The organism is Streptomyces sp. NRRL WC-3618, from assembly GCF_001280005.1.
In the GTDB taxonomy this organism is placed as follows: Bacteria; Actinomycetota; Actinomycetes; order Streptomycetales; family Streptomycetaceae; genus Streptomyces.
This window is the reverse complement of record NZ_LGDW01000371.1, coordinates 1-24,128: the sequence shown is the minus strand read 5'-3', so window position 1 is coordinate 24,128 and position 24,128 is coordinate 1. Positions and strand designations below refer to the sequence as shown.

Annotated in this window: 26 protein-coding genes; 19 read left to right on the top strand and 7 right to left on the bottom strand. The window is 68.1% G+C overall.

Annotated elements, in window-relative coordinates; genetic code table 11:
* Positions 1-56 precede the first annotated feature (56 nt).
* A complete protein-coding gene (locus ADL01_RS26735) occupies positions 57-2,102 on the bottom strand; it encodes a hypothetical protein (RefSeq protein ID WP_053744579.1) in 2,046 nt (681 codons plus the stop codon).
* A gap of 155 nt (positions 2,103-2,257) precedes the next feature.
* Positions 2,258-2,692 (bottom strand): hypothetical protein, encoded by a 435-nt coding sequence (locus ADL01_RS26730; RefSeq protein WP_053744578.1) that lies wholly within the window; start codon positions 2,690-2,692, stop codon positions 2,258-2,260.
* Positions 2,693-3,114: 422 nt separating this feature from the next.
* On the opposite strand from ADL01_RS26730, the gene ADL01_RS26725 reads away from it, so the two are divergent.
* The gene (locus tag ADL01_RS26725; RefSeq protein ID WP_053744577.1) at positions 3,115-4,176 is read left to right on the top strand and encodes a PucR family transcriptional regulator; all 1,062 of its coding nucleotides are present in this window, start codon (positions 3,115-3,117) and stop codon (positions 4,174-4,176) included.
* 68 nt (positions 4,177-4,244) lie between these two features.
* On the opposite strand, the gene ADL01_RS26720 is transcribed toward ADL01_RS26725, so the two are convergent.
* The 4 genes from ADL01_RS26720 to ADL01_RS26705 form a co-directional block, all read right to left on the bottom strand.
* A complete protein-coding gene (locus ADL01_RS26720; protein WP_053744576.1) occupies positions 4,245-5,543 on the bottom strand; it encodes an SLC13 family permease in 1,299 nt (432 codons plus the stop codon).
* Entirely contained in the window at positions 5,540-5,998 is a 459-nt protein-coding gene (locus ADL01_RS26715) for a CBS domain-containing protein (protein ID WP_053744575.1), read from the bottom strand. The genes ADL01_RS26720 and ADL01_RS26715 overlap by 4 nt, the downstream gene beginning before the upstream one ends.
* Complete coding sequence (locus ADL01_RS26710) at positions 5,982-7,223, bottom strand: cation:proton antiporter (RefSeq protein ID WP_053744600.1); 1,242 nt, start codon at positions 7,221-7,223, stop codon at positions 5,982-5,984. Before ADL01_RS26710 ends, ADL01_RS26715 begins: the two co-directional genes overlap by 17 nt.
* A gap of 534 nt (positions 7,224-7,757) precedes the next feature.
* Complete coding sequence (locus tag ADL01_RS26705; RefSeq protein WP_053744574.1) at positions 7,758-8,015, bottom strand: helix-turn-helix domain-containing protein; 258 nt, start codon at positions 8,013-8,015, stop codon at positions 7,758-7,760.
* Positions 8,016-8,527: 512 nt separating this feature from the next.
* Here ADL01_RS26705 and ADL01_RS26700 point away from each other — a divergent pair.
* The 4 genes from ADL01_RS26700 (at position 8,528) to ADL01_RS26685 (ending at position 13,215) form a co-directional block, all read left to right on the top strand.
* Positions 8,528-9,448, top strand: coding sequence for a hypothetical protein (locus tag ADL01_RS26700; protein ID WP_053744573.1), 921 nt, complete (start codon positions 8,528-8,530; stop codon positions 9,446-9,448).
* The gene (locus ADL01_RS42580) at positions 9,445-10,146 is read left to right on the top strand and encodes an ATP-binding protein (RefSeq protein ID WP_078960769.1); all 702 of its coding nucleotides are present in this window, start codon (positions 9,445-9,447) and stop codon (positions 10,144-10,146) included. The genes ADL01_RS26700 and ADL01_RS42580 overlap by 4 nt, the downstream gene beginning before the upstream one ends.
* Positions 10,147-11,161: 1,015 nt before the next feature.
* Entirely contained in the window at positions 11,162-11,503 is a 342-nt protein-coding gene (locus tag ADL01_RS26690) for a hypothetical protein (RefSeq protein WP_053744571.1), read from the top strand.
* Positions 11,500-13,215 (top strand): relaxase/mobilization nuclease domain-containing protein, encoded by a 1,716-nt coding sequence (locus tag ADL01_RS26685; protein WP_053744570.1) that lies wholly within the window; start codon positions 11,500-11,502, stop codon positions 13,213-13,215. Before ADL01_RS26690 ends, ADL01_RS26685 begins: the two co-directional genes overlap by 4 nt.
* A gap of 112 nt (positions 13,216-13,327) precedes the next feature.
* On the opposite strand, the gene ADL01_RS26680 is transcribed toward ADL01_RS26685, so the two are convergent.
* Positions 13,328-14,014, bottom strand: coding sequence for a DUF317 domain-containing protein (locus tag ADL01_RS26680; protein ID WP_078960768.1), 687 nt, complete (start codon positions 14,012-14,014; stop codon positions 13,328-13,330).
* A gap of 422 nt (positions 14,015-14,436) precedes the next feature.
* On the opposite strand from ADL01_RS26680, the gene ADL01_RS26675 reads away from it, so the two are divergent.
* The 14 genes from ADL01_RS26675 (at position 14,437) to ADL01_RS26610 (ending at position 24,034) form a co-directional block, all read left to right on the top strand.
* A complete protein-coding gene (locus ADL01_RS26675) occupies positions 14,437-14,667 on the top strand; it encodes a hypothetical protein (RefSeq protein WP_053744568.1) in 231 nt (76 codons plus the stop codon).
* Positions 14,645-15,169 (top strand): DUF6879 family protein, encoded by a 525-nt coding sequence (locus tag ADL01_RS26670; protein ID WP_199834933.1) that lies wholly within the window; start codon positions 14,645-14,647, stop codon positions 15,167-15,169. Before ADL01_RS26675 ends, ADL01_RS26670 begins: the two co-directional genes overlap by 23 nt.
* Positions 15,170-15,193: 24 nt before the next feature.
* On the top strand, positions 15,194-16,039 hold the full coding sequence (locus ADL01_RS26665; protein WP_053744567.1) for a helix-turn-helix domain-containing protein: 846 nt from the start codon (positions 15,194-15,196) through the stop codon (positions 16,037-16,039).
* A gap of 220 nt (positions 16,040-16,259) precedes the next feature.
* The gene (locus tag ADL01_RS26660; RefSeq protein WP_234354801.1) at positions 16,260-16,535 is read left to right on the top strand and encodes a hypothetical protein; all 276 of its coding nucleotides are present in this window, start codon (positions 16,260-16,262) and stop codon (positions 16,533-16,535) included.
* Positions 16,532-17,074, top strand: a complete 543-nt coding sequence (locus tag ADL01_RS26655) for an NUDIX hydrolase (RefSeq protein WP_053744565.1) — start codon at positions 16,532-16,534, stop codon at positions 17,072-17,074. Before ADL01_RS26660 ends, ADL01_RS26655 begins: the two co-directional genes overlap by 4 nt.
* Before the next feature lie 83 nt (positions 17,075-17,157).
* Complete coding sequence (locus ADL01_RS26650) at positions 17,158-17,403, top strand: hypothetical protein (RefSeq protein WP_053744564.1); 246 nt, start codon at positions 17,158-17,160, stop codon at positions 17,401-17,403.
* Positions 17,404-17,463: 60 nt separating this feature from the next.
* Complete coding sequence (dapF, locus tag ADL01_RS26645; RefSeq protein WP_053744563.1) at positions 17,464-18,264, top strand: diaminopimelate epimerase; 801 nt, start codon at positions 17,464-17,466, stop codon at positions 18,262-18,264.
* Positions 18,261-19,352: a D-alanine--D-alanine ligase family protein gene (locus ADL01_RS26640; protein WP_053744562.1), complete on the top strand. Its 1,092-nt coding sequence runs from the start codon at positions 18,261-18,263 to the stop codon at positions 19,350-19,352. Before dapF ends, ADL01_RS26640 begins: the two co-directional genes overlap by 4 nt.
* Before the next feature lie 37 nt (positions 19,353-19,389).
* Positions 19,390-19,911 carry a C39 family peptidase gene (locus tag ADL01_RS26635; RefSeq protein WP_053744561.1) on the top strand — a complete coding sequence of 174 codons (522 nt, stop codon included), beginning with the start codon at positions 19,390-19,392 and terminating at the stop codon, positions 19,909-19,911.
* On the top strand, positions 19,911-20,273 hold the full coding sequence (locus tag ADL01_RS26630) for a glutamate ligase domain-containing protein (protein ID WP_199834931.1): 363 nt from the start codon (positions 19,911-19,913) through the stop codon (positions 20,271-20,273). Before ADL01_RS26635 ends, ADL01_RS26630 begins: the two co-directional genes overlap by 1 nt.
* Before the next feature lie 128 nt (positions 20,274-20,401).
* Complete coding sequence (locus ADL01_RS26625; RefSeq protein WP_053744560.1) at positions 20,402-20,623, top strand: hypothetical protein; 222 nt, start codon at positions 20,402-20,404, stop codon at positions 20,621-20,623.
* Between the two features lie 38 nt (positions 20,624-20,661).
* Positions 20,662-21,831 (top strand): hypothetical protein, encoded by a 1,170-nt coding sequence (locus tag ADL01_RS26620; RefSeq protein ID WP_053744559.1) that lies wholly within the window; start codon positions 20,662-20,664, stop codon positions 21,829-21,831.
* Positions 21,832-22,101: 270 nt separating this feature from the next.
* Complete coding sequence (locus tag ADL01_RS26615; protein ID WP_053744558.1) at positions 22,102-22,914, top strand: hypothetical protein; 813 nt, start codon at positions 22,102-22,104, stop codon at positions 22,912-22,914.
* A 76-nt stretch (positions 22,915-22,990) separates the two neighbouring features.
* Positions 22,991-24,034 (top strand): YaaC family protein, encoded by a 1,044-nt coding sequence (locus tag ADL01_RS26610; RefSeq protein WP_053744557.1) that lies wholly within the window; start codon positions 22,991-22,993, stop codon positions 24,032-24,034.
* The last annotated feature ends 94 nt before the right edge of the window (positions 24,035-24,128 follow it).

Here is a 24,128-nt window from a genome sequence, read left to right as displayed (position 1 = left end):
GGAAAAAGCGGTCCGGAGCTGCCGTCCCCTGTGCGGCAGCTCCGGACCGCGGTCTGTCAGACCCTGGCGTTGCCGTTCAGGGCTGCGAGTGAGGCGTCGGCGACACCCAGTTCGCCGGCCTTGCTGAGCAGCTGTTCCAGGGCGCCGGAATCGGCTCCGCCCGTCTTCATCAACTTCATCAGCAGGGCAGAGACGGTCAGGTTCTGCACGTCCGCCGTGGAGACCGAGCCGAGGACGCGGCTGAGGTCGTCGGTGAAGCTCGACGAGCCGTCCAGCCAGGGCCCCGCGAGGGCCTGAGCCGTCTCGGAATGGTGGACGAACCCGTCGACGCTCTTGCCGAGCGCGATCGAGTTGACGAGCCGGTCGAAGAAGACCGACTCCCCGCCGACGATGTTGATGTCGGCGTTCTCCAGGCCGGTGGCGAGGATCGTGGCCTGCGCCTCGGCGACGTGCTTCTGCGTGTCGAGTCCGGCGAGCCTGATCTCCTTCTCCGCCTGCAGCCGCAGCCGGTACTCCTCGTGGCCGCGGGACGCCTCGTCGAGCGCGGCCATCGCCGCAGCCTTCTCCGTCAGACCGGCCGCCTCCGCCTTCAGCTTCTCGCCGATGCCCTCGGCCTCCGCGAGCGCCTTCGCCCGGGCGCCCTCCGCCTCCGCCCGCATCCGAGCCCCGGCCGCCTCCGCCTCCGCACGGCCGGCCTTCTCGATGACCTCGGCCTCCTTGTCCCGCACCTGGACAGCAGCCAGACCCTCGGCGGCGGCCTCCGCCTGGACTCCCTCGGCGAGCCGCAGCTTGGCCTGCGCGTCGAGGTCGGCGCTCTTCAACCGGGCCTCGGCCAGGGTCACTTCCTCGGCGGCGCGGTGCACGGCGGCCTGCTCGGCGGCCTCGGCCGCCTTGATGTCCTTGACCAGGTTCTCCTGCGCCTGGGCCTCGGCTGCGATGATCACGGTCTGCCGACCGCGCTCGGCCTCCTCCACGGCCCGCAGCTTCTTGATGGCCTCCTCCTGCTCGGCGACCGTACGGTCCACCGCGACCCGCTCGCGGATGACCTCGGCGATCTCCCGCTTCTCGGCCTCGACCTCCTTGGAGGCGGCGATCTGCGTCAGCTGCGTCTCCCGCTCCCGCGCGATGACCTCCAGCTGCCGGTCCTTCTCGATGCGCTCGTTCTCGATGGCGATGACCCGCTCGCGGTTCTTCGCCGCGACGGCGACCTCACGAGCCTGGTTCTCCCGCTGCACACCGAGCTGCTCCTCGGTCCTGAGGAACGCGCCCTGTGCACGCAGCCGCTCCTCCTCCATCACCCGTGCCGTCTCGGCCTCCTCCCGGGCCCGTACGGTGTCGATCTCCCGCCGCTGCTTGATCTCCGCGTCGGCCTGCCGGCGCTCCAGCTCCAGGATGGCCTCGCGGGCGTCGACGTTCTGCCGGGTGATCTCCTTCTCCTCCGTGCGCTGCGCCTCGTTGGTGCGTACGTGCTCGATGGCCGTCAGCTCGGTGATCTTCCGGATGCCCTGGGCGTCCAGGACGTTCGCCGGGTCGAGCTGGGTGAGCGGCGTCTGCTCCAGGTAGTCGATCGCCGCGTCCTCCAGGTGGTAGCCGTTGAGGTCGATGCCGATCAACTCGATGATCTTGTAGCGGAGTTCCTCGCGTTTGGTGTACAGGTCGGTGAAGTCCATCTGCTTGCCGACCGTCTTCAGCGCCTCGGAGAACTTCGCGTGGAACAGCTCCTGCAGCGTGTCGCGGTCGCTCGCGCGCACGGTGCCGACGGCCTGGGCGACCTTGATGACGTCCTCGACGGTCTTGTTGACCTTCACGAAGAACGAGATCCGGATGTCCGCGCGGATGTTGTCCTGGCAGATCAGCCCCTCCTTGCCGGCCCTCGTGATCTCGATGGTCTTCACCGAGATGTCCATCACCTCGGCCTTGTGCAGCACCGGCAGCACGACCTGCCCGGTGAAGGTCACGTCGACCTTGCGCACTTTGGAGACGATCAGCGCCTTGCCCTGCTCCACCTTGCGGAACAGCCGGGAGACGACGAACAGCACAGCGGTCGCGACAAGCAGGCAGGCGGCGATGAGCACGCCGACGCCCACGGTGAAGGCATCCATACGAAATCCTTGAAGTCTGCGAGGAGTTGGCGCCTCGACGACGAAGCCGGGTGACCCGCTCGACTGCGGGCAGATGTGTCAGGTGTGCGTACGACATGCGTCACGCGTCCAGCGGGCGCGCCAGAGCGATTAGGCCGTGAGGCCCCGTGGACGGCTCAGCCGTGCGCGGGGGGACTGCCAGGGTCATACGGAGCACTGCTCGCAGCAGCCCCTCGGTACGACCCGGAGCGCTCTGGGAACAACCTGGCGAGAAGGACCGCTGACCTTCGTGTCACCGGCCACGCGACGAGGGTGGACACGGCGAGCAACGCGACCCGGGCCGCAGCGCCGCCAGGACCGGTCAGGCGTGCCAGGTCAATCAGGACCGTTCCGGTGAGGCTGACCAGCCAGGCACTCAAGACCACGACGGAGGCCGCGGCAGCGGCCGGGATTCCGGCAAGAGACCTGGTCAGCCAGGGGGCGTCGGCATCGAAGGCGCGCGCGTCGGCCCGGCCCAGCAGCACCAGCAGCCAGAAGCCGAGAGCGACGACCAGGGCCGAGGTGAGGAAGACGGTGGGAAACCGCACGGCGGCGTCGACGACGTGCCCCATGTCCCCACCCCCTTGAGCTCGGCTCCCGATTCCCGTACTGCTGCCTCCATCATCTTGAACTGGGCATGCCCTGCGGCGCATTGCCGTGCTCCGGCAGTCTTGACGCCTTCTTTATGCCAGGGGTCGACACAACGCGGTGGGCACCGGTCCATGTGTCGCTCATCCGCGGCCGGAAACAGATCCGGGGCGGCTCACTCCCAAGAAGATGCGTCAGCGACGCCTGGAAAAGACGGCAGGGAACCCTCTCCGGTGAGGGGCGTGAGTGTGTGCTCCCCGGCCACAGCAGCCGTCATCACCTCGCCAGGACCCGGAAATCGCGAGCGCCCTTGAGGCCGAGCTCCTCCTCCAGCCCCTGATCTGCCAGTCTTGCTCAGCATGCGTCAGGAACGTGTAGGCAAAGCATCAGGAAGTCAGGAGGGCGTGTGACAGGGCGGAAGGTCCCCGACCAGTATCTGGAGGGGTATGTCCAGATACTGACCGACGTGTGCGCGACGGGTCGCCGCTTCACCAGGGACGAGTTGGAATCCCTGCGGACCCAGGGGGAACGCGCGGCGGAGGCCGGTTTCGGCGTGCGGGCCGTCGTTCGTCGGCACCTGGCCGTGGCCCGTGAGCACTGGCCCGTCCTGTATGCCTCGGCCGGTGAAGCCGCGCTCGCCGCCGTCGAGCAGGCGATCGACGCCTTCGCCGAGGGACACGAGCGGGCACAGCAGCTCGCCGTTCGACAGGAGGAGGCCGTACGGCGGGAGTTCATCGACGACCTGCTCTACGGCCGTAGCGACCTGGGCCGCCTGGCAGAGCGGGCCGAACGCTTCGGTCTGCTCCTCTCCCGCGCCCACGCCGTCGCCGTCGCGCAGGGCGGCAAGCCCGTCGAGGAGACCGACCCGGCCACCCGACAGGTGGAGAGGGCCGTGGTCAGCCGGTTCGGCGAGCGGCGCATTCTACTCACCACCAAGGACGGCCGACTGGTCTGCATCGCTCCCGGGGACCAGGACGACGTCCTGACGTTCTTCGCCAAGCAGGCGTACGCGGTCACCGAGGGCGGCCGGGTCGCCATCGGACGTCCCCACCCCGGTGCCGGCGGCGTCGTGCACTCCTACGAAGAGGCACTCAACGCCCTCGACCTGGCGGACCGGCTGCAGATCAACGAGCCCGTACTGCGCGCGGCCGATCTCCTCGTCTACCCGGTGCTGACCCGCGACCGGCAGGCCATGGCCGACCTCGTCGACAACACCCTCGGCCCCCTGCTGAGCGCACGAGGCGGCGCCCGTCCCCTCGTCGAGACGTTGACGGCGTACTTCGACTCCGGCTGCGTCGCCGCCGAGGCGGCCCGGCGCCTGAGCCTGAGCGTGCGGGCCTTCACCTATCGCCTGGAGCGCATCCACAAGCTCACCGGCGCCGACCCCGGCGATCCCGTCCACCGTTACACCCTGCAGACCGCAGTGATCGGTGCCCGGCTCCTCGGGTGGCCCGACGACGAGGTCTGACGTCAGACGAGTCACCACGGGTGCGGTTCGCACGTGAGGGACAGGGCTCCGGCCCGCTTCGGGTGGCGTCAGCCGAGCGCGAAGTAGCGCAGCCACACGTAGCCGAGCGCGATAGCCACGGTCACGCCGGTGACGACCAGGCCGTACTTGGTGAACTGCCAGAAGGAGATGGGCTGGCGGTTGCGTTCGGCGATGCCGAGGACGACGACGTTGGCGGAGGCGCCGATGGCGGTGGCGTTGCCTCCCAGGTCGGCGCCGAGAGCAAGAGCCCACCACATGACGTGGTCGCCGGTGCCGCCCATGTTCTGGACGAGGTCGCTGGTGATGGGGGCCATGGTGGCGACGTAGGGGATGTTGTCGACGATGCCGGACAGGACCGCGGAGGCGCCGAGCATCGTCATGGATCCGCCGAGTTCGTGGTCACCGATCGCGTCGGCCAGGGCCTTGGAGATCTCCTCGATCACACCGGTCTCGATCAGGCCGCCGATCATGATGAAGAGTCCGGCGAAGAAGGCCAGGGTGGGCCACTCCACCTCCTTCAGCACCTCTCCGGTCTCCGCCGTGGAGACGGCGATGAGCAGCCCGGCGCCGAGCAGGGCGACGACGCTGGGCTCGTAGTGCAGCACCGGGTGCAGGACGAAGCCCGCGACCACGAGCGCCAGGACCACGATCCCTTGCACGAGCAGCCGCGGGTCCTTGATGGCCTCACGCTCCTCAAGCGCCATGATCTCGGCGGCCCGGTCCCCGTCGTAGACGAAGGACTTGCGGAACATCACCCGGCACAGCACGAGGAGGGCGACCACCAGGACGGCCACGATCGGCGCCAGATGGACCAGGAAGTCGTTGAAGGTCAGCCCGGCCCGGCTGGCGATGATGATGTTGGGCGGATCACCGACCAGGGTCGCCGTGCCGCCGATGTTCGACGCCATGACCTCGGCGATCAGGAACGGAACCGCCGGCAGGGCGAGACGCTCGCAGACGAGCAGCGTCACCGGCGCGATCAGCAGCACTGTGGTGACGTTGTCCAGCAGGGCCGAGACCAGCGCCGTGATCACGACCAGCATGGCCATCACCCGGAAAGGTTTCGCCCGGGCCTTCTTCACCGACCAGATCGCCAGGTACTCGAACATGCCGGTCTGCTTCAGCACGCCGACGATCATCATCATGCCCATGAGTAGGAAGATGACGTTCCAGTCGATGCCGCTGTGCTCGGAGTAGAACGCCGACTTGTCGTCGGTCGCCCCGATCGCCAGCATCAGCCCGGCACCGCCGAGGGCGACGGCGACACGGTGGATCTTCTCGCTGATGATCAGGGCGTACGCGCCGACGAAGACGACGACCGCCGCCCAGCTCTGCCAGTCGTTCACGGTCCTCCGATGAAGTGCTCCAACAAGACGTCCCCGGTGATCGCGCCGAGCAGGGTGACCGCACCGCCGTCGCGCTCGATCACCGCGACGACGGGACAGTCCTTGCGTGCCATGAGAGCGGCGACCTCCGACGGCGACTCCTCCGGACCCACCAGGCCCGGTGTGACGCGGTGCCGGGGCAGCCAGTCGGCCACGGGCCGTCCGGACAGTACCCCTCGGACATCCTCGTCGAAGCGATCACCGATCATGGCCGGCAGCAGGTCCTGACAGTCGTATTCGGGCACCAGAGCGCCGAGCAGCTGGACGGCGGGGACGATCGCGTACGGGCACTCCAGCTGGTCGAGAACCAGCAGGGCGGGCAACCGTTCGCGTACCAGCAGCCGCGCCGCCTCCTGGGCGTCGTCGTCGACCCGCACCGTCGGATAGGGGCGGGCCAGGTCACGCGCGAGCGTCAAAGCGGCCCTCCTCCGGCGGGACGGTGCCGGGCTGGTCCCTGTCCGGGATGCCGACGAGGTCGTCGACGTCGAAGGCACGCGCGATCGGAACGTCCGTGGAACTGTGGGCGATGATCGAGAAGGCGATACAGACCGCGACGAGTGTGAACGCCTCCTCGGCCTGCGGGATGCCGGACTGAAGGACCAGGAGTCCGTAGACCACCGAGGCGAAGCCCTTCGGGCCGAACCAGGCCGCCACCAGCCTCTCCTTGCGGGAGATCGTCGTACCCAGCAGCGAGATGAGCAGCGAGGCCGGACGGATCAGGACGATCGCCAGAATCACCGCCACGTAGCCGCCCAACGACAGGTCGCCGAACAACTGCGGGGTCAGCAGCGCGCCGAACACCAGGAGCGCCGCGAACTTCGCCAGCTCCGACAGCGCCTCGCCGAGCGGTTCGAAGGACGTTTTCGCCTCCGGCGACACGTGGGCCAGAGTGGCGCCCGCCGAGAAGGCGGCGAGGTAGGGGTTGGCGTGGGTGAGGTGGCAGGTCGCGTACAGGATGATTCCGGTGGCCAGCGGCAGGAGCGGCTGGAGTTTGGGCTCCGCGCCCAGCAGCCGGAAGCGGACGAGTCCGTTGACCAGCAGCGGCAGGACGACGCCGAAGACCAGGCCGAGCAGCAGTTCCATCGCAATGGTGGAGCCGGAGGCTTCCGCGCTGTCCGCTGTCGGGCCGGCGGCCGCGATCAGCATCAGGACCACGGGCAGGGCGAGCCCGTCGTTGATGCCGCTCTCCACGTTCAGCAACTGCCGCAACTTGGCCGGGACTTCCGCGCGCCCGACGATCGCCGACGCGAACACCGGGTCGGTCGGTGCCAGGACGGCGCCGACCAGGAACGACGTCGTCCAGTCCAGCCCCACCAGGTAGTGGGTCACCAGGGCCATGAAGACGAACGCGAGCGGCATGCCCAGGCCCAGAGCGCGCGCCGGGTTCTTCCAGTTGGCACGCAGCTTGGGCAGCGACACGTGCATGCCGTCGGTGAAGAGCACCGCGAACAGCGCCAGATCGGCCGTCAGGGACACGATCTCGCTGTCCGGCGTGATGTGGATGAGGCCGAGGAACCCGTCGCTGACCAGCGCTCCGCCGACCAGGAACAGAAAAGACGTGGAGAGCACCGTCCGCGCCGCCAGGCCCGACAACAGCACCGCCACCAACAGCGCGGCGCCGAACACCACCACGAGCACCATGACGGCCACCCCGATCGGAAGAGAGATTTGTCCCCTACTCGCCGACCAGGCTTCCCGGCACACCAACGGGAACCTTACTCTCCCTTGATGCGTCTTTGACAGATCGTTGATGGGCACCAAGGAGTCGCGGGTGTTGCCGGAACCCGGCAACACGAGGCAGCCGTCAGGTGATTGGGCGTGGCCTTGGCGTCCCCGGCGTGGGCGAGGAGCGCGTCTTCGCCCCCTCTCGCTGCTACGGCGACGCCCCGCACTGCGCGGGTGCGGCTATGGACCTACATCTCGTCTGGAGCGCGGTCCCGCTGTGGCGATGGGCGGCAGCTCTGACGCCGAGGGCACCTTGCCGGGGCCCTACCGAGGTGCTCACCCGGAGGGTGACTCCCGGTCGGCCGGCCTCCTTGCCCCATTTCTTTCGACCACTGCTTCGAGGTAGGAGGGGACAAGAATCGTCACTTTCTTCGGTCTGCCGGGACACCTGGCTCAGCGCACGTCGGAGTCTTCCTGAACGGAGGAGACCCGAGTCCTCGGACGAACTCTTCACGAAGTACTCGGCCCGCGCAGGAGCACGAGGGGCGAGACGAGAAGGGCCTCTGCGATGACGACGAGGTCGTCGACGTCGCAGCGCCGCTGGGCGCGTTCGATTCGGGACAGCATCGTGTTGGACATCGGACGGCCAATGGCCGTGACTCGGTCGGCCAACTGACGCTGGGCGAGACCGCGTTCGTTACGGAGGATTTCGATGGTGCGGGCGGTCCGTATTCCTGCCGGACCCATTTCCAGAGAACGTGCTGCCATGACTCCAGTTTCGCTTGCATTCCCCGGTTTGGTAAACCGGGGATCGTCGGCTATGTTGCCTCCGCCCGGACAACGAAAAGGGTGGTTTTCCCATCCCCCGGCCCCGGGCTCGCGGCCTCGAATCACACCTCTCGATGCACTTCTGACGTGGGGTGTTGTGTTGTAGCTTCCCCGTCGGCGGCACGTCAACGGCTTCCCGATGTGATGCTTCTGGCTCGGCGTCCAGGGCAACTATTTCGTCAACGGCCGATCGTGCCCTACAGTTTTGGGACCGTCCTTTACCGCCTGCTTTTCGGCCGCCCTTCTGCCGTAAGAGATTGCGCGGGATGGGGCTGGACTTGCGCGGCTTGGGTGTGGCTATGTTGACGACACCCCCGGAAAGCGCGAGCGGCCACCAGCGCGCCCCGCGCCGCCGGTCGGCCAACTCCCCTGCCCCTGACGCCCGTACCGCCACGATCGACGGTGAGCCGTGGGTGCCCGCCCACCAGCAACCGAGTGAGGACCGCCCCCTCTTGGCACGAATCCGCACCATCAAGCCCGAAGCCTTCGTCTCCGAGTCCCTGGCCGCCGTCACCCTGACCGCCGAGCGCACCTTCCTCGGCCTGCTCACCCAAGCCGACGACCAGGGCCGCCACCGCGACCACGCCGCAATCGTCGCCGGACAGCTGTGGGTCCTGCGCCCGGAACACGGGCCCTCTGGCGTCGAGACGGACCTCGCCCAGCTCTCCGACGCCGGTCTGATCTGCCGCTACACGGGGCCGGACGACAAGCGGTACCTGCACATCGTCACCTGGCACCAGCACCAGAAGATCAACCGGCCCAGCGTGAGCCGCCTCCCCGCCTGCCCGCACCACGACGTTCCGGCCGGAGCCAATCCGAGCGCAGCCGGGGCCGGCTTCACGGAGCCCTCACCGCCATCTCACGGCGCCCTCCGTGAGGGCACACCGGAGATGCGCGAGCCCGCACTGAATCAGGGTACCGATGACGAATCCGCAGGTCAGGACGGATTCACGCAATCCTCCGCGAGGACTCACGGAGGACTCCCGGAGCCGTCGGTGGAGCCTCACTGCCCGGATCTAGGACCTAGGATCATGGATCTAGGAAATACCCCTTCGGGGGGCGCAAGCGCCCCAGCGCCCAACACGGTCTCGGCGCAGCAACTCATCACCGAGTACGTCGCCGCGTGCCACCACCGCCCACCGGGCGACTTCCTCGGCCATCTCGGCCGACAGGTGCGCAAGCTGCTCGACGAGGGCGTCTCACCCGCCCACCTCCGAGCCGCACTCGAACGCCACCGGGCCAAGGGCATGCACCCCAGCTCCCTGCCCAGCCTCGTGAACGAGGTCATGAACGCCACGCCCAACACCCCTGCCGTGCACCGGCCCTGGACCAACCCCACCGACATCGCCGCCGCCTACGGAGGTGAACTCTGACCGCCACCCTCACCCGCGAACCCCAGTGCGTCGGCCCACTCGCCGACCGGCTCAACAGCATCCTGGCCCGCCGCGGTATCGACGCCACCGCCGCCGCTGCCGGGGAGCCGCCGGCCGAGCCCGTCACCGCCCTGGAACTCGCGGACGCCCGCATCCCCGCCCGCTACCGCCGCGCCCTGGCCGACCACCCCCGGATCACCGCCTGGGCCGACCAGATCTCCGGAGCAGGGCGCCCCGGGCCCGGCGGTCCGGGTATCGCCGAAGGACCGTCGCTGCTGATCGCCGGCCCCACCGGCACGGGCAAGACGTACCAGGCGTACGGCGCCGTCCGCGCCCTCCTGAGCCGAGGCGTCCGCCTGCGCTGGGAAGCCACCACCACCGCCGACCTCTACGCCCGCCTGCGCCCCCGCGCCGGCCACGACGCCGAACGCGACCTCCAGACGCTGGCCCGCTGCCCGCTGCTGCTCCTGGACGACCTCGGCGCGGCCAAGACCAGCGAGTGGACCGAGGAACTGACGTACCGGCTGATCAACCACCGGTACGAGCACATGCTCCCCACCCTCATCACCACCAACCTGCCGATCCCCGAGCTGCGCACCGCGCTCGGCGACCGCGTCACCTCCCGCCTCGCCGAGATGACCGAACGCGTCGTCCTCACCGGCCCCGACCGACGACGCCGCACCGCGCCCACCGTCTGACCGCCCCACTCATCCTTGCCACCTCCACCTCCACCTCGCATCGTCAGACAGCGACGTGGCACCACCCCGGTCAGACATCCGTCGGTCCCCGGTCGGTTGTACGCGGCGAACGGGGACCGTACCTACGAGCACCACGCCGAACCGGGGACCGAACACAATCAGATGGGGGACCGCGCCTCGGTCCCCGACGTTCCCCGGGACCAAGATCGAGACGGGGACCGTCCCGCGCGGAGCAACGCAGGAGCGTCCACCGGGACCGAGAAGGACGGGGCCGGGGACCGCTGCGACAGAGCTGTCGGGGACCGACATGGACAGTGGCGGGACGGGGCCGGTTCACTCTGGGAAACCCCTGCTCAGGGCGCTATGAGGCCGGTCCCCGCAGCGGTCCCCAAACTCGGGGACCGGTCCCCGACCGGCCCTGACACCTTGGGGACCGTCTGGTGCGGCGACACGGGGACGGGGACGGTCCCCCTGACTCAACGTCAGGGGGACCGTCCCCAACGACCATCGCAGCGCGGTCCCCAACGATCCCGGGACCGTGGATCACGTCGCTTCGGGGACCGGTCCCCAAGAGTCCCGCCCGCCCGTACCCGCCGACCCACGATGTCGGACCATCTCCGACGGCCGGCCGAGAGCAGATCCGGCGCGTTCCGCGCTCCTCACCCGCCCGGAACGACGGCCCGCCCTGGCAAAACAGCACCAGCACCCCTCATCACGCAGACCCCACGGAGAACCGAGCGTGCACAACCAGCACCACGAACGCCCCACCGCACCGCAGGAGACGACCACTGCCCCAGACAACGGCACAGCAAGTTGTACCGGGAGCAATGCTCCCGGAGTTCCCGCCCCAGGGGTGGCAGGAACAGCCCGGCGCCTGGGGGCACCGGACCGTCAGGCAGCGACCGAGGGCGGACCGCAGCCAGGAGGGAACCGTCAGCCCGAATCCTTCTCGAAAAGACGTCAGCGCCCGCGTCAGCCAAAAGCACGCAAGCGTCTGCACCAGCCCAGCTGCCGTATGAACGACGCCGAGTTCAAGCGTTTCACCGACGCTGCTTCCCACTGCGAGATGTCCAACGCCGCCTTCCTCGCCTACGCCGTCGACAAGGCCGCCCGCGACCTGAACCGCACCGCCGCCGAGATCGCCACCGAACGGCAGGTCATCGACGAGCTGTTCGCCGCCCGCCGGCACCTGGGCCGCATCCACGGCCTGTTCAACCAGGTCGCCAAGGCCCTCAACTCCGGCGCCGACGCACCCCACCTGGATCCTTCGGCCAAAGCCGTCCGCAGCGCCGCCCGCCGTATGGAGGACGCCGCCGATGCCCTGCTCGCCCACCGTGACGGCGGTGCCCCTGCGTGATCCCCAGCATCCACAAGCGCGGCAGCGAAACGTTCGGGCTCATCAAATACCTCTACGGCCCCGGCACCGACGAGGTGCACACCGACCCGCACCTGGTGGCCGCCTTCGACCCACTCACCCCAGACCCCGGCCGCGGCCCGAACGCCACCTACCAGCAGCTTGAGCACCTGCTCGACCAGCCCGTCAACGCCCTGCCTGCCAGCAAACGCCCCGAGAAGCACGTGTGGCACCTGTCGGTGCGGGCCGCTCCCGAGGACCCGATCCTGTCCGACGAGGACTGGGCGGCCATCGCCCGCCGCATGGTCGCCGCCACCGGCATCGCCCCCGACGGCGACGAGAAAGCCTGCAGGTGGGCCGCCGTCCGCCACGCCGACGACCACATCCACATCATCGCCACCCTCGTCCGCGACGACGGCCGCCGACCCCGCCGCCACAACGAGGCCCGCCGCGCCCAAGCCGAATGCCGCCGCATCGAAGTCGACTACGGGCTGCGTCGCGTCCCGCCCGGGGACGGCACCGCCGCCAAGCCCCCCACCAGCGCCGAACGCCACAAGGCGCAACGCGAGGGCAGGGAGCAGGCGGCACGCGAGGAGCTGCGGGAAGCCGTACGGCGGGCAGTGGCCGGAGCCATGAGCGAGGAGGAGTTCTTCGACCGGCTGGCCGCCGCCGGCCTACTGATCCGCAAACGTGCCGCACCCTCCGGCGACCTGCTCGGCTACAAGGTCGCCCTCCCGGACAACCGCAACGGCGACAAGGAGCCCGTGTTCTACGCCGGCTCCACCCTCGCCCCCGACCTGTCCCTGCCCCGCATCCGCAAACGCTTCTCCGGCGACAGCGACGCCTCCATCCAAAGCGACAGCACACCATCCCCCCGGTCCCCCGGTCCGGCCGCCGCGCGGCGCAGTGCTGCCACCTCAGCATGGCAAGCTCTGTTGATCATCGATCAGGGTGAGGACGGCCAGGTGGCCGCGCAGATCGCGGCGGCCGGAGAGGTCCTGGACGCGCTCGCCAAGACCTCCGCCGCACACACCCGCAATGAACTGCGAGACGCGGCCTTCGTGTTCGAGCGGGCCACCCGCTCCCACATCCAGGCCGAGCGCGGCCACGACCGTGCCCTACGCCAGGCCGCCCGCGACCTGATCCACAGCGGGCCGGCACTCGGCCGCGCAGAAGACGGCGCCACCACCGCGATGGCGATCGACATGTTGTTCTTCCTCGTCACCGCCGCCGCCCACTGGCACGCGAAGAAGGAGCACGCCCAGCAGGCCGCCGCAGCCCGCGAGGCCGCCGAACACCTGCGCACCGCCTACGAGGCCGCTGCCGGCGTCCCGTTGAGCGTGCTGTACCAGCAGGGCCGGCGCCTGTCCCAGCCTCTGCGCCAGAAGCAGGCCGCCCGTCTGCGGGCGGCCGTGCCTGAGCTGGCCGAGCAGATCCTGGCCGAGCCGGGCTGGCACGCCCTGGCGGCCACCCTCGCCGATACCGAGCGCGCTGGCCACGACCCGGCTGCACTGCTGGGCGAGGCTGCCGGACGACGGGAACTGGGCACCGCCGATTCGATCAGCGACGTACTGGTATGGCGGCTACGCCACCTGGCCAACCTGCCCGCCGACGCGACCACAATGCCCAAACACACCCCCGCTGCGGCCAAGGGCAGCGGGCGCGCTGCCCCGCCCGCCCCGAACCGAGACAGCCAGCCCAGCAAGACACGGTGATGCAGCACATATGCCGGTGCCCTCTGCCGAGACAGAGGGCACCGGTAGAGCAGGGCGGTCAGGAGGCAACCTGGACCTTGGTGAGCAGTCGACCCCGCTGAGGCAGAGGTCGTCAGCCGCAGCAGACGACCGTGAGCCGACCCACAGCGTTCTCAGGCACAGCGCGGCGGGGCACCGAAACCGGTGAGGCAAGCGAAGTAGCAAACGCGGCGACCAAATCGTTCGGAACGCTGGCGCTGAAGCTGGCGCACCACAGGTACGGGGCGCCGAGAACAGGTTCCGCCCACGCCTGCCAGCCCACCAGGTCCGGGCGCGGGTCTGCGTCCTGTATGAGCGGCGGCACCGGTTCCAGAGACATGCTGGAGGAGAGCCCAGGATCCGTGGCAGTGGTGCGAGGCCGGTCCACGTCGCGGATCCACCCTTGTGCGCCAAGCGCGTTGAGGACCGTCTCGGGCCCCTCGAAGTCGGTGGCGGGCGCCTCGCGGACGTCGATCGCCACGATGAGATCGGCGAGTGCCTCGTACGGGACGCCGGTGGTGAAGTACGCGTTCCACTCCGTCATCATGGAGTCGACGTGCGGACGGGCATTCAACTGCCAGGCAACGGGCAGACCGCCCAGCTCGAACGGATAGGCCGCGAGGATCCACTCGGCGCCGCGCAGCTCGTCCGGACTCACGTACAGCAGGGTGTGGCGGGAGGTGGGCCACATGCGCCAGTCGAGGTCGGCCAAGGTGTCGCCGATCCGCTCGGCGAGCGCGCCGTCGTCACCGGCGAGGTGACGCGGGGTGACCCAGTACACGGGGTCCGACAAGTCGGGACGGGAAGGATCGCTGGGGTGGTGCGGGTGCAGGAGCGCCTCCGTGGGCTCGGGGATGGGTCAACGACCTTCGTTGACCTGGGGTTTCGGAAGGTCATCCACGTTGACATGCACCTCCGCGGAGTATCCAGTCCATTCGGGATCTTCCTTGTCTGCCTCCGGCGAACTGGTAACCGTCGAAGTGAACCGTCCCCACGTGTCTGTGTGCGTCGAAAGGACGGGCGGCAGTCGAATCAGGCCACCCGTGGAGTGCGGCGGTTGGTCCGCTGCCCGTTACTCCGGCCTCGGCCGCGCAAGGCCAGCTCCCGTACATCCTGGCAAGTTTCGGCAAGTTCCTCGCTCCACCGCCCCGTCGCGGGCAAGCTCTGGCACAGAGATCGTTACCGGTATCCGAGGAGGACATCATGGCCCTGCGTAAGCTCGGTAAGGACCCGGAGAGTCCCAGTGGCGGCTCCCCCACGATCTACCTCGACGAGGAGAAGGACAGCTACCTCGTGCAGGGGTTGAAGGTGGAGGACATCGAGCGCCTCGGGCAGATGGACATCCCCGGCCATGAGTCGGTGGTGGAGATCCCCCGGCGCATGGTGCAGTTCTTCCTGGAGGTGAAGAAGGCTGATGAGGACCCCGACGTTTGAGGAGCTGTTCCGCGACTGCCGGCGGACGGCTGTCCATCTGGAGATGCGCGACGCCTACATGAAGTCGGACCCGGCCTTCGCCGACTGGCAGGCCGGTACGGCACTCGACCCGGCCGAGCGCTGGGGTGACTGGCACGGCATCGTCACGGAGGCGACCTCGCGAGGCGTCGAGGTCCGCCGGGCCCGCGTCGTGTCGACGCCCGTCAGCGAGTACATCCGCTTCGAGTACGACGTGACGGACGGCCTGAACATCGCCGCCGGCGAGGACGTCCGCTGGCTCTCCCGGCGCAACGCCACGGACCTCGCTCTTCCGGGCAACGACTTCTGGCTCTTCGACTCCAGCCTCGTCCTCGTCAACCACTTCGACGGCGAAGGCGAGAACATGGAGATGGAACTCACCGAAGACCCGGAGGTCGCAAAGCTCTGCGAGTCGGCCTTCGAGGCCGTATGGGCGCGGGCGACACCGCACGCAGAGTTCCAGCCGACCCCGTCGGCCCGATAACTCGAACAGCATCATCGCAGCGACATGACATCGCCATCTTCGAGCGTTCAGGAAGCCCGCAGGGCCCTGGGCAAACGCCTGAGCGAAATACGGCTCGAAGCCGGGCTCACCAAGCGGGCGTTGGCCGGCAGCCTCGGCTGGCACGAGTCGAAGTGTTCGCGCTTCGAGAGCGGCACGCGCCCGCCCTCGGAGCGCGACCTTCGTGCGTGGGCCACTGCTTGCGGCGCGGAGGACGCGGCCGAGGATCTCGTCTCGACGGCCCGTGGCATCGAGGGCATGTATGTCGAGTGGCGTCGGCTGGAGCGCACCGGCCTGAAACAGGCCCAGGAGTCCGTTGTCCCTCTGTGGGAACGCACGCAGCGTTTCCGTATTTACTCGCCGTGGCTCATTCCCGGTCCCGTGCAGACGGCCTCGTACATCACCGCGCTGCTCACCTCCATTCGCGACCGCCGCGGCCTCATCGATGACGTGCCGGCGGCCGTCAAGGTACGCGTGGAGAAGCAGCAGATCGTGTACGGCAACCACACGTTCGCGGTCCTCCTGGAAGAGGGGGCACTCCGAAAGCGCATAGGCGGAACTGAGGTGATGGCCGGTCAACTCGGTTACCTGCTCAGCGTTATGGCGCTTCCCTCGGTGAGCCTCGGCATCATCCCCGAGGAGGCCGACCGTTCCAGCCTCTGGCCTGTCGAGGGCTTCTTCCTGTACGACGACCACACAGTCCACGTCGAACTCGTCTCGGCCCACCTCGCCGTCACGCAGAAGCACGAGCTTGCCATGTATGCCCAGACGTTCACGGATCTGGCCGAACTTGCCGTCTATGGCCCGGCGGCACGCGAAATCATCACGGCAGCCATCGAATCCCTGGGGTGAACGCCGGGCAAGTTCCGGCACACTCATAGAGCCCCTCCCGTCGCTCTTCCTAGCGTTACCGGCACGGCTGGAAGACGTGCGCTGAAGGGGCGAAACGGTGATCACTGTGGCAAGTATCGGCAAGGCATCGAGAGCAACCGACAGCGCAGGAACCGAGGTTCCCGACGTTCTCCCGGTCGACGTCGAAACGATTTCGGAGAGCACCGACGCAGTCCTTTCCATGCAGATGGCCACTTCCACCCGCAAGGACATGGACGGGTCCCTGCCGGAGATCATCGGGCACCTCAACCTCCTCCTCGGCGAGGATCTGGGAGCAGACCAGGACGAGGACGTCCGGGAACTGTTCCGCAGGGGGTACCGGCTCATCGACCTGCGGAATCGCCCGACCGTGGAGACCCCCTCCTTCGGCGCCTTCATCTACCTCCGGGATGCCGCCGACGTCACGCGCAGGCTCCTGTGGGTCTATACGCAGCGCCACGGGCTTGGTGCCCCGTGAGCATCCGGGAGGACCAGATCATCCGGGAGCTGTCCCACTACATCCACGAGCACCCTGACGAGAAGATGGCGCTGATGCCGGTGTACGACGCCGCCCGCGACCACGCGCAGCGTAGGGCCTGCACTCATAGCCGGCGCTGCCCTCTGGTGACGACGGGAGCGGTCGTCGTCGACGAACGCAACTGCGTCCTGTCTCTGCGGCACGAAGGGGCCTTCGCCCTCGCGGAGGCGGAGCCAGAGGAACAGGACGACTCGCTCAGCGGAGCAGCCTTGCGCCTGTTGGCCGAGGCGGTCGGCATCCGCGAGGTGTGGACGGAGCCCGACAGCGAGGGCCCCTTCCTGATCGACGTGACCAGAGCGGGGCAACACAGGTATGGCCCCCGCCTCCGTATCGGCTTCCGCTATCTCTTCCGGGCCCACTCCGGGGCCGTCGCCCCCGGGGTGATCGAAGCGGGCGCGGCGGCCTGGATGCCACTCGGAGAGATCGGTATCCCGTCGATCCGTAGTCGTCTCCACAGCCATCTGGTCGGCGCCCGGTGAACCCCCGCGACCAACAACTCGCCTATGTGGCAAGCGTCTTGGCCCTCGGTGGTTCGATCCTCCTGGCCATCTGGAGAGGCTGAATGTACGAGCGTCGCACCACCGATCCGGCTCCTGCGCCCCCTCCTCCCCTCGGCACCATCGGCGGCCAGAGGCAGCCAGGCGATATCCGCATAGGCGACTTCGTATGCCTCGACGGGCAGTACCTGCGGGTCTGCGACATGAGGTCCGCCGGTACCGCGGGGCACCGGGTTCTGATCTTCGACGGGCACTCCCCGTGGGTCATGAACAAGCCGACGACCACCTATCGGCCCATCGAACTCCTCTGACCTCAGGCCCTGTTCGGCCATCACAAGAACTGTCACCTCAGCCCAGCGAGGAGCTTTGCCATGCGCTTCCGCAAGATCCACGGAGCGGGGAACGACTTCGTCCTGTTATCCGACCCCGCACCGGACGTCGAGAAAGACTGGCCGAAGGAGGCGGAACGCCTCTGTGCCAGACGGACCGGCGTAGGTGCGGACGGCCTTGTCATCAGCAGCCTGATCAGCATCAGCCCGGTCGTCCTCGAAGTCGGCTGCTTCAACGCCGACGGCTCGATCGCAACGATGTGCGGCAACGCCCTGCGGTGTACGGCCTGGGCCGCGCACTATGACCACGGCTTCCGCGAGATGAGTCTCCGCATGGCGGGGGTGATGCACGAGGCGATCGTGAGCGAGGACTCCGTGTGGGTCACGGCCGAGGTCGGCGTGGTCCATCCCCGACGCGTGCAGACAGTCATCAACGGCAGGCCGACCTGGTTCGACAGCGTCCACACCGGGACCGAACACGTCGTCGCCGTCGTGGACGACGTGGACGCCATCGACGCGGTGCTCGTCGGACGCCTCGTCCGCCACCACACGGACCTGGCCCCGCTGGGGACGAACGTCAACTTCGTACAAGCCGCCGGCAACCAGACGCTGAAGATCCGCACCTACGAGCGCGGCGTCGAGGCGGAAACCCTGTCGTGCGGAAGCGGAGCCGTCGCGGCCGTTTTCATCGCCACCCTGCGCGGCCTCGTATCGGCGCGTGCCGTCACCGTCCACAACCGCGCCGGAGAACCGCTCACGGTCCGGCCACATCCCGGTCGGCCGAAGCGGACCCACTGGGTCGGCGGGCCGGTCACCAACACCTTCGAAGGGGTCCTCGCATGACTGTGTTCCTCAACTCCGACTCTGCCCTCGCGGTGCGAGAGACCGCCCAGAACCTTCGCGACTGGCAGCGCGACCGAGCGGGCCTGGGCGTCGCCCTCGTCTATGGGCCGGTATCAGCGGAGGACCGGCTCTACCACTCGAAGTGCCCCGTGGACCAGCGTTCCGTGACCGCCCTGTCCGAGGCCCTAGACGACATCGGAGCCCGCTGGAAAGTGCTGAACCCGTGCGAGCCCGACTTCATCATGGAGTTGGCCGGGTACGACGTAGCCCTCTCCAACCTTCACGGGCCGTACGGAGAGGACGGGAGGCTGCAGGGCCTGCTCGACTACCTGCGCGTGCCGTACTGCGGCAGCGGAGTCGCCGCGTCCGCGGTGTCCGCCGACAAGATCCTCTGCAAGCGGGTGATGCTGAGCCTCGGCGTGCCCACGCCGGGATGGTGGGTCTGGTCCGGCGGCCCGATGCACTGGAACGGACGGGCCGCAATGGTCAAGCCACCCTTCGGCGGCTCCAGCGTAGGCATGAGCCTGGTCCGCGAACAGGCAGACCTCCCCCGGGCGCTGGCGGAGGCTGCCGGCGAAAAAGGCGAAGCCGTGCTGGTCGAGGACTACCTGACGGGCGTACCGCTGACCGTGGGGTTGCTGGAGCTGCCCGGAGGCGCAGTCGTAGTACTTCCCCCGCTGGCCACCGAAGCCACCGAAGCGGAGTTCTACGACGCCGACACGAAGCTCGACGTGGATTCCAGAGGCGCCGCAGCCGTGCTGGCCGCCGAGTTGCCGCCCGAGGTTCTGGCCAAGGTCACCGAGTACGCCACGACGCTGTGGGACGGGCTCGGGCTGCGTGGTTCGGCGCGCGTCGACTTCATCCTCGCCGAGGACGACCAGCCGTATGTGCTGGAGGTCAACAGCACGCCGGGCATGTCCCGTGACAGCAACTTCGTGGTGGGCGCCGCGATGGTCGGACTCGCGCACACGGATGTCGTGGTGGCGATGCTGCACGAGGCGTTGGCCCGCCCGCCCTACGATGTTCCCCTGCCCACTCCCGCGTTCTCCAGCACCACACGGGCTCGGGAGGCTGCCGTCTCACCGTAGGAGCCCGCCCGCTGTGTCGCGCGTCCACGATGTCCCCATGTGCCGACAGCTCATCGCCCCCGCGGAATGGGATCTGCACGGAGGCTGGGCACTCGGAGACAGGGTGGAATGGTCCAACCGGGCGTGCGGCCTGGCCTCACTGAGAATGATCCTGCTCGCCTACGGGCGCGAGGCACCCACGGTCACGGAACTGCTGAAACTCGCGGTCAAGAACGAGGTTCTGACCCCGCGTGGAGCACTCCACGCGGGGATCGCGAGCCTGGCCACCGACCTGGGCGTCCCTGCAAACGCAGAGCCCGTGCCGGTAGAAGACCTACTCGCCCACCTCGACGACGCACCCATCATCGTGTCCGTCACCGAGCAGTTCCCCGACGACGGACGTTCCGGAGGCCACCTCGTCATCCTCCGCGGCTACGAGGACGGCCCCGACCCAACGGTCTTCATCCGGGACCCATCGGCCTGGGGCCAGACACACGATCGAGTCCCCCTCAGCCGCCTGTCCCCTTCCTACACCGGCCGCGCGATCGCCTTCGCGCCCTTGAACAACGGAGAGTCCTGATGCCCGAGACAGACGGCGACACGACCGAGGCCACAGGCGGCCGGAGGATCGCCGTACTCGGAGAGATGCTGGAGTTGGGCGACGAAGCCGTGGAAGCCCACCGCGAGGTCGGACGTATGGCAGCCGAGAACGGCGTCGATCTCATCGTGGCGGTCGGCGACACACTCGCCAAGCAACTCGCCCTCGCAGCGGGCGCAGCGGGCGTACCGGACATCGCGATGGTCGGCGACAACGGCACCGCCGCCGCCTACCTGGCCTCCATCCTCCGCCCCGGCGATGTCGTGCTCGTGAAGGCGTCTCGCGGCGGACAGCTGTGGCAGGTCGCCCAAGCACTCACCGGGCAGCCCGTCACGGGCTTGTGAGCGGATGGTCGGCTTCGCTGGCCGCACCAGGACAGGGCCTGGTCGGGTGCAAGGACTGGCGCAGCGAAATCCCAGCGCGTGATCCCGGTCCCGAAGGACCGTCCGAGTACTCGTAGATACTGGCCGACATGGCAGAAGCCTCCGATCCGCAGCAGAACGTCACCTACCGAGCGCCGGTCGGCTCCGTCGACCTCAAGGCGTTCGACGACGACGGCAACTCGTACGAGATCCATGCCTGCCACGACTGTCTGCCGTGGCACGCGGAAGTCGTGGTCGTTGCCGGGGAAGTCCTCGTCAGGGAGTGGCGTGCCGTCGGGTGTCCACAGTTCCAGGCACTCATCCGAGACTGAGGCGGGAATTCATCACTCAGGGCCGGGACACATCCCCGATGGGTGATGATGTTGCGGTGAGTCTGGACCTGAGTAACTACGAACTCCTCTGGCCCGCACCGCTGTTCGTGTCCGAGGGGGAGCGCCTGCTCCGGTCCACGGGCTCCTGGCAGACCCGGGCGATATGGCTCATGACGGAGGCCCTGGCCGGCACAACCGCAGTGGCCGACTTCGAGGACCTGCCCGACCACACCGCGCCGACAGCCGATCCATGGGCAACCACCGCCACCGGCCGGGGCGCCAAACGGGCCGTGATGGACCAGCACGACTGGTTCACGGAGCTCATCAACCGGGCGACCGAGCTCAGGTTCGCAGCCACGCCCCGGCCATACTGGCCGCAGCGCCGCGGCAGCGGGCTCGCCCACGACGGGAGTACGGCGCGGGACACTCGGCATGACTTCGCGCGGCTCATCGGCGAGTTCGCCGACAGGGGCTACCTGGTTGAGGTGTTCGGCGAGGAATGCGTCGACGATCACAGCGAGTTGCCCGACGCTTCCGAGGCGATCGAAAGGCGCCTGGGCATCCCGGATCTATGGCCTCTGGCGCCGGAGACGTGGGATGAAGATGCCTTCTACGGGCTGATCGAGGTGTTCCATGACCTCGTAAGCCGGCCCCGCATACGGCACTACCACTCCTACAGCGGTTGCGGATGGCACCACTCGGAGTTCCACAACGGCCCGGCACGCGTCCTGTACCGGTGGAAGGTCAACCAGCTGCTGCGCGAGGCCGGCACCGAGTACGAACTCGCCGCGGAAGGCGAGGACCTCGGGCGTCTGGTCGCCGTCACTGACGATGCTCGCAGCCAACTGGTACACCACGCTCTCAACGACAGCCCGCCCGACACAACCGCCGGCGTTCGCCACGCCATCGCGCTCTTCCGAGGGCGTGATACGTCGGCTGAGAGCAAGAGATCGGCGATCTTCAACCTCGCCCGCATCCTTGAGGAACGTCGTGCCCTGATCAAAGAGCACCTCCACAAAAAGGACGAAGGCGCCCTGTTCCAGATCGCCAACAGCTTCGACCTGCGACACAGCAATGCCAGTCAGCAACGCGAGTACGACGAAGCGTTCCTCGACTGGATCTTCTGGTGGTACCTGTCCACGGTGGAGCTGACCAACCGGCTCATCGCCTCCCGCGTCCTGGGGGTAGAAACTGACCGCCCCTTCTAAGTGAACGTCCGAGTTACTCAGCCTGCGCAGCAACCCTTGGGGCAACTCGGACTGAACGACCGGGCGTTCCTCCCCGAGCGGTACCTTGCCGCGCTCGCCGTTAGCAGCACCGAAATGACTTCGGCCGCCGCGCCGGCCTGACGCACCCAGGATGCCGGGGTGGCCTACCCACCGTCGGCGCCAGGCTGTCCCTGCCCTCTCTGGATTGACAGTTCACGGATGCACGTAAATGCCGCGCACCGTCGTGACCTTCGCCCATACGCTCAGGACGTGACAACCACGACCGAGGAAGACCAATTCCTCAGGCGGATCCTGGCGCTGCTGGACAGCGCCCGGCCGTACGAGAGCCTCACCCAGTCCGACTCCAAGCAGTGGCAGGTCCAGCCCGGCAGCGCCCTGGCCGGGGACGACGCCAAGACCGACCCCTACCAGGTCTCGCACAACGTCTGGAACGCCCTAAGCGTGGCCGTCGACCACCTCCACTGCTTCCGCTCCACGTTCGCGGGCGACCCGCAGGACAACTCGGTGTCCGTCACGCTCCACACGCACGGGCAGTACTCGCTCCTGCGCGGAGCCTTCGAGAACAGCGCCCGCGCGGTGTGGATGCTCGGCCCCGCCCAGCGACTCGTACGCGTGCAAAGGCGGCTCCGCATGCAGGCCGGCGAGCATAAGCACGCCGACAGCATGGCCGCCCTCCTCAAGCAGCAGCCCCGGCGTCCGCTAGAGGTACGGATGCAGCAGCTGACGGACCTTGTGGTCACCGCGGGCACGGCCCCGGCCGACGCCAAGAAGGCCCTCAAGCCAACGACTTACTCCGAGATCGTGCGCGAGGCGGGCGCCTTGACGCCCATGGGCTCAGACCAGGCCGAGGTCGTGTGGAGCAGTTGCAGCTCACTGGCACACGGCGACATGCACGGCACCCTCAGCGTCCTGGAGCGCAACATCGTGGACACCCAAGGACGCGTGAACCTCACGCAGATCACCAGCTCCCCCAAGGTGCTGTTCTGGGCCACGGACCGCACGGTCGCAATGCTGCAGCGCGGCTTCGACCTCTTCGAGGAACGCGCCACCTGCCACCGCTGACCCGACAGACTGCCCAGCATTCCCGCCCCAGCGCACCAGACCGAGAGCACGCACCTGCACAGAAGAAAGCCGAGACATGGACGGAACAACGGCCATTCGGGTGGGACTGCGGCACCGCCGTACGAGCCTGACTGACAAGACCAAGCTCAAGGACTCGGCGTCCAGAAGGAAGACGTTCGCCGCTGCACTGCAGCAGTTCGAGGAGCAGATGAACGCGGCGAAGGTCGTCACCGCCGCCACGCGCCCCATCAACCTGTACTACGGCCTCGTCCAGGCCGGATTGGCGATGACCGCCGCCCACGTACCGGACACGTGGACATTCAACAAGCACGGCCTGAAGATCCTTGACATGGAACCGGACATCCCCCACGTGGCCGTCAGGCCCGACGGGGTCGGCGCTTTCCAGGCAGTGTCCGACGCCACAGGTTCCGAGCGAACCACAGATGCGATCACCATCGGATCCCTGTGGAACTCGATTCCCGAACTCACCGAGGCGCCCCTCGACGGGATGACGAGCGATCCGGCGGTCACGTTCATCGCCGACAGCCAGACATCCGTCCAAGGCGAGGTGGTCAGGTGGTCGACCAACTCCGCTCCCCCAGCCGAGTACCTGCGCGCGGCGGTCTGCGTGAACGAGGAAATGCCGACGGACAGGAAGGCATGGCTGGCAGCCTTCCTTCCGAAATACCCGGGCCTCCACGGCGCACAGCTCTGGGGCAGCGAGGAGGACTCCTTCAGCGAGATCCACTCTCGGCGCTTCTCCGTCGAGTTCTGCTGGCCGGCGACCAAACGGGACATGGAGAAAGCAGACATTGCCGGATTTTTCGACAGCAGGGCCCCCGCCTACCGCTTCAACGCCGACCGCTTCCTACGACCGTCGTTCGAGCCCGCCAAGGCACCCCCAACGCCTCTCATGTCCCGGTGGCTGATCCTGTACGGCTTCTCGATGCTGGCCCGCTACCAGCCCCGCAAGTGGTCCGAGGCCCTGGACGTCGACAAGTCCCCCAGCGCCGCAGCTCTGGAGTACGCCCTGGACATCGCTCTCGAAGTCATCCCCCACCTGGTACTTGAGGGACTGGATCAAGAACCTCTGCTGCTCGCCAAGCCGATGGCCTTCTAGTACTGCAATCACAGTTGCAGGATGTGGCCTCGGCGTTTGTAGTGGCTGCGGCGGGCCCGGGTTTGGCTGAGGCGTCTCCACCATGACCAGCGCA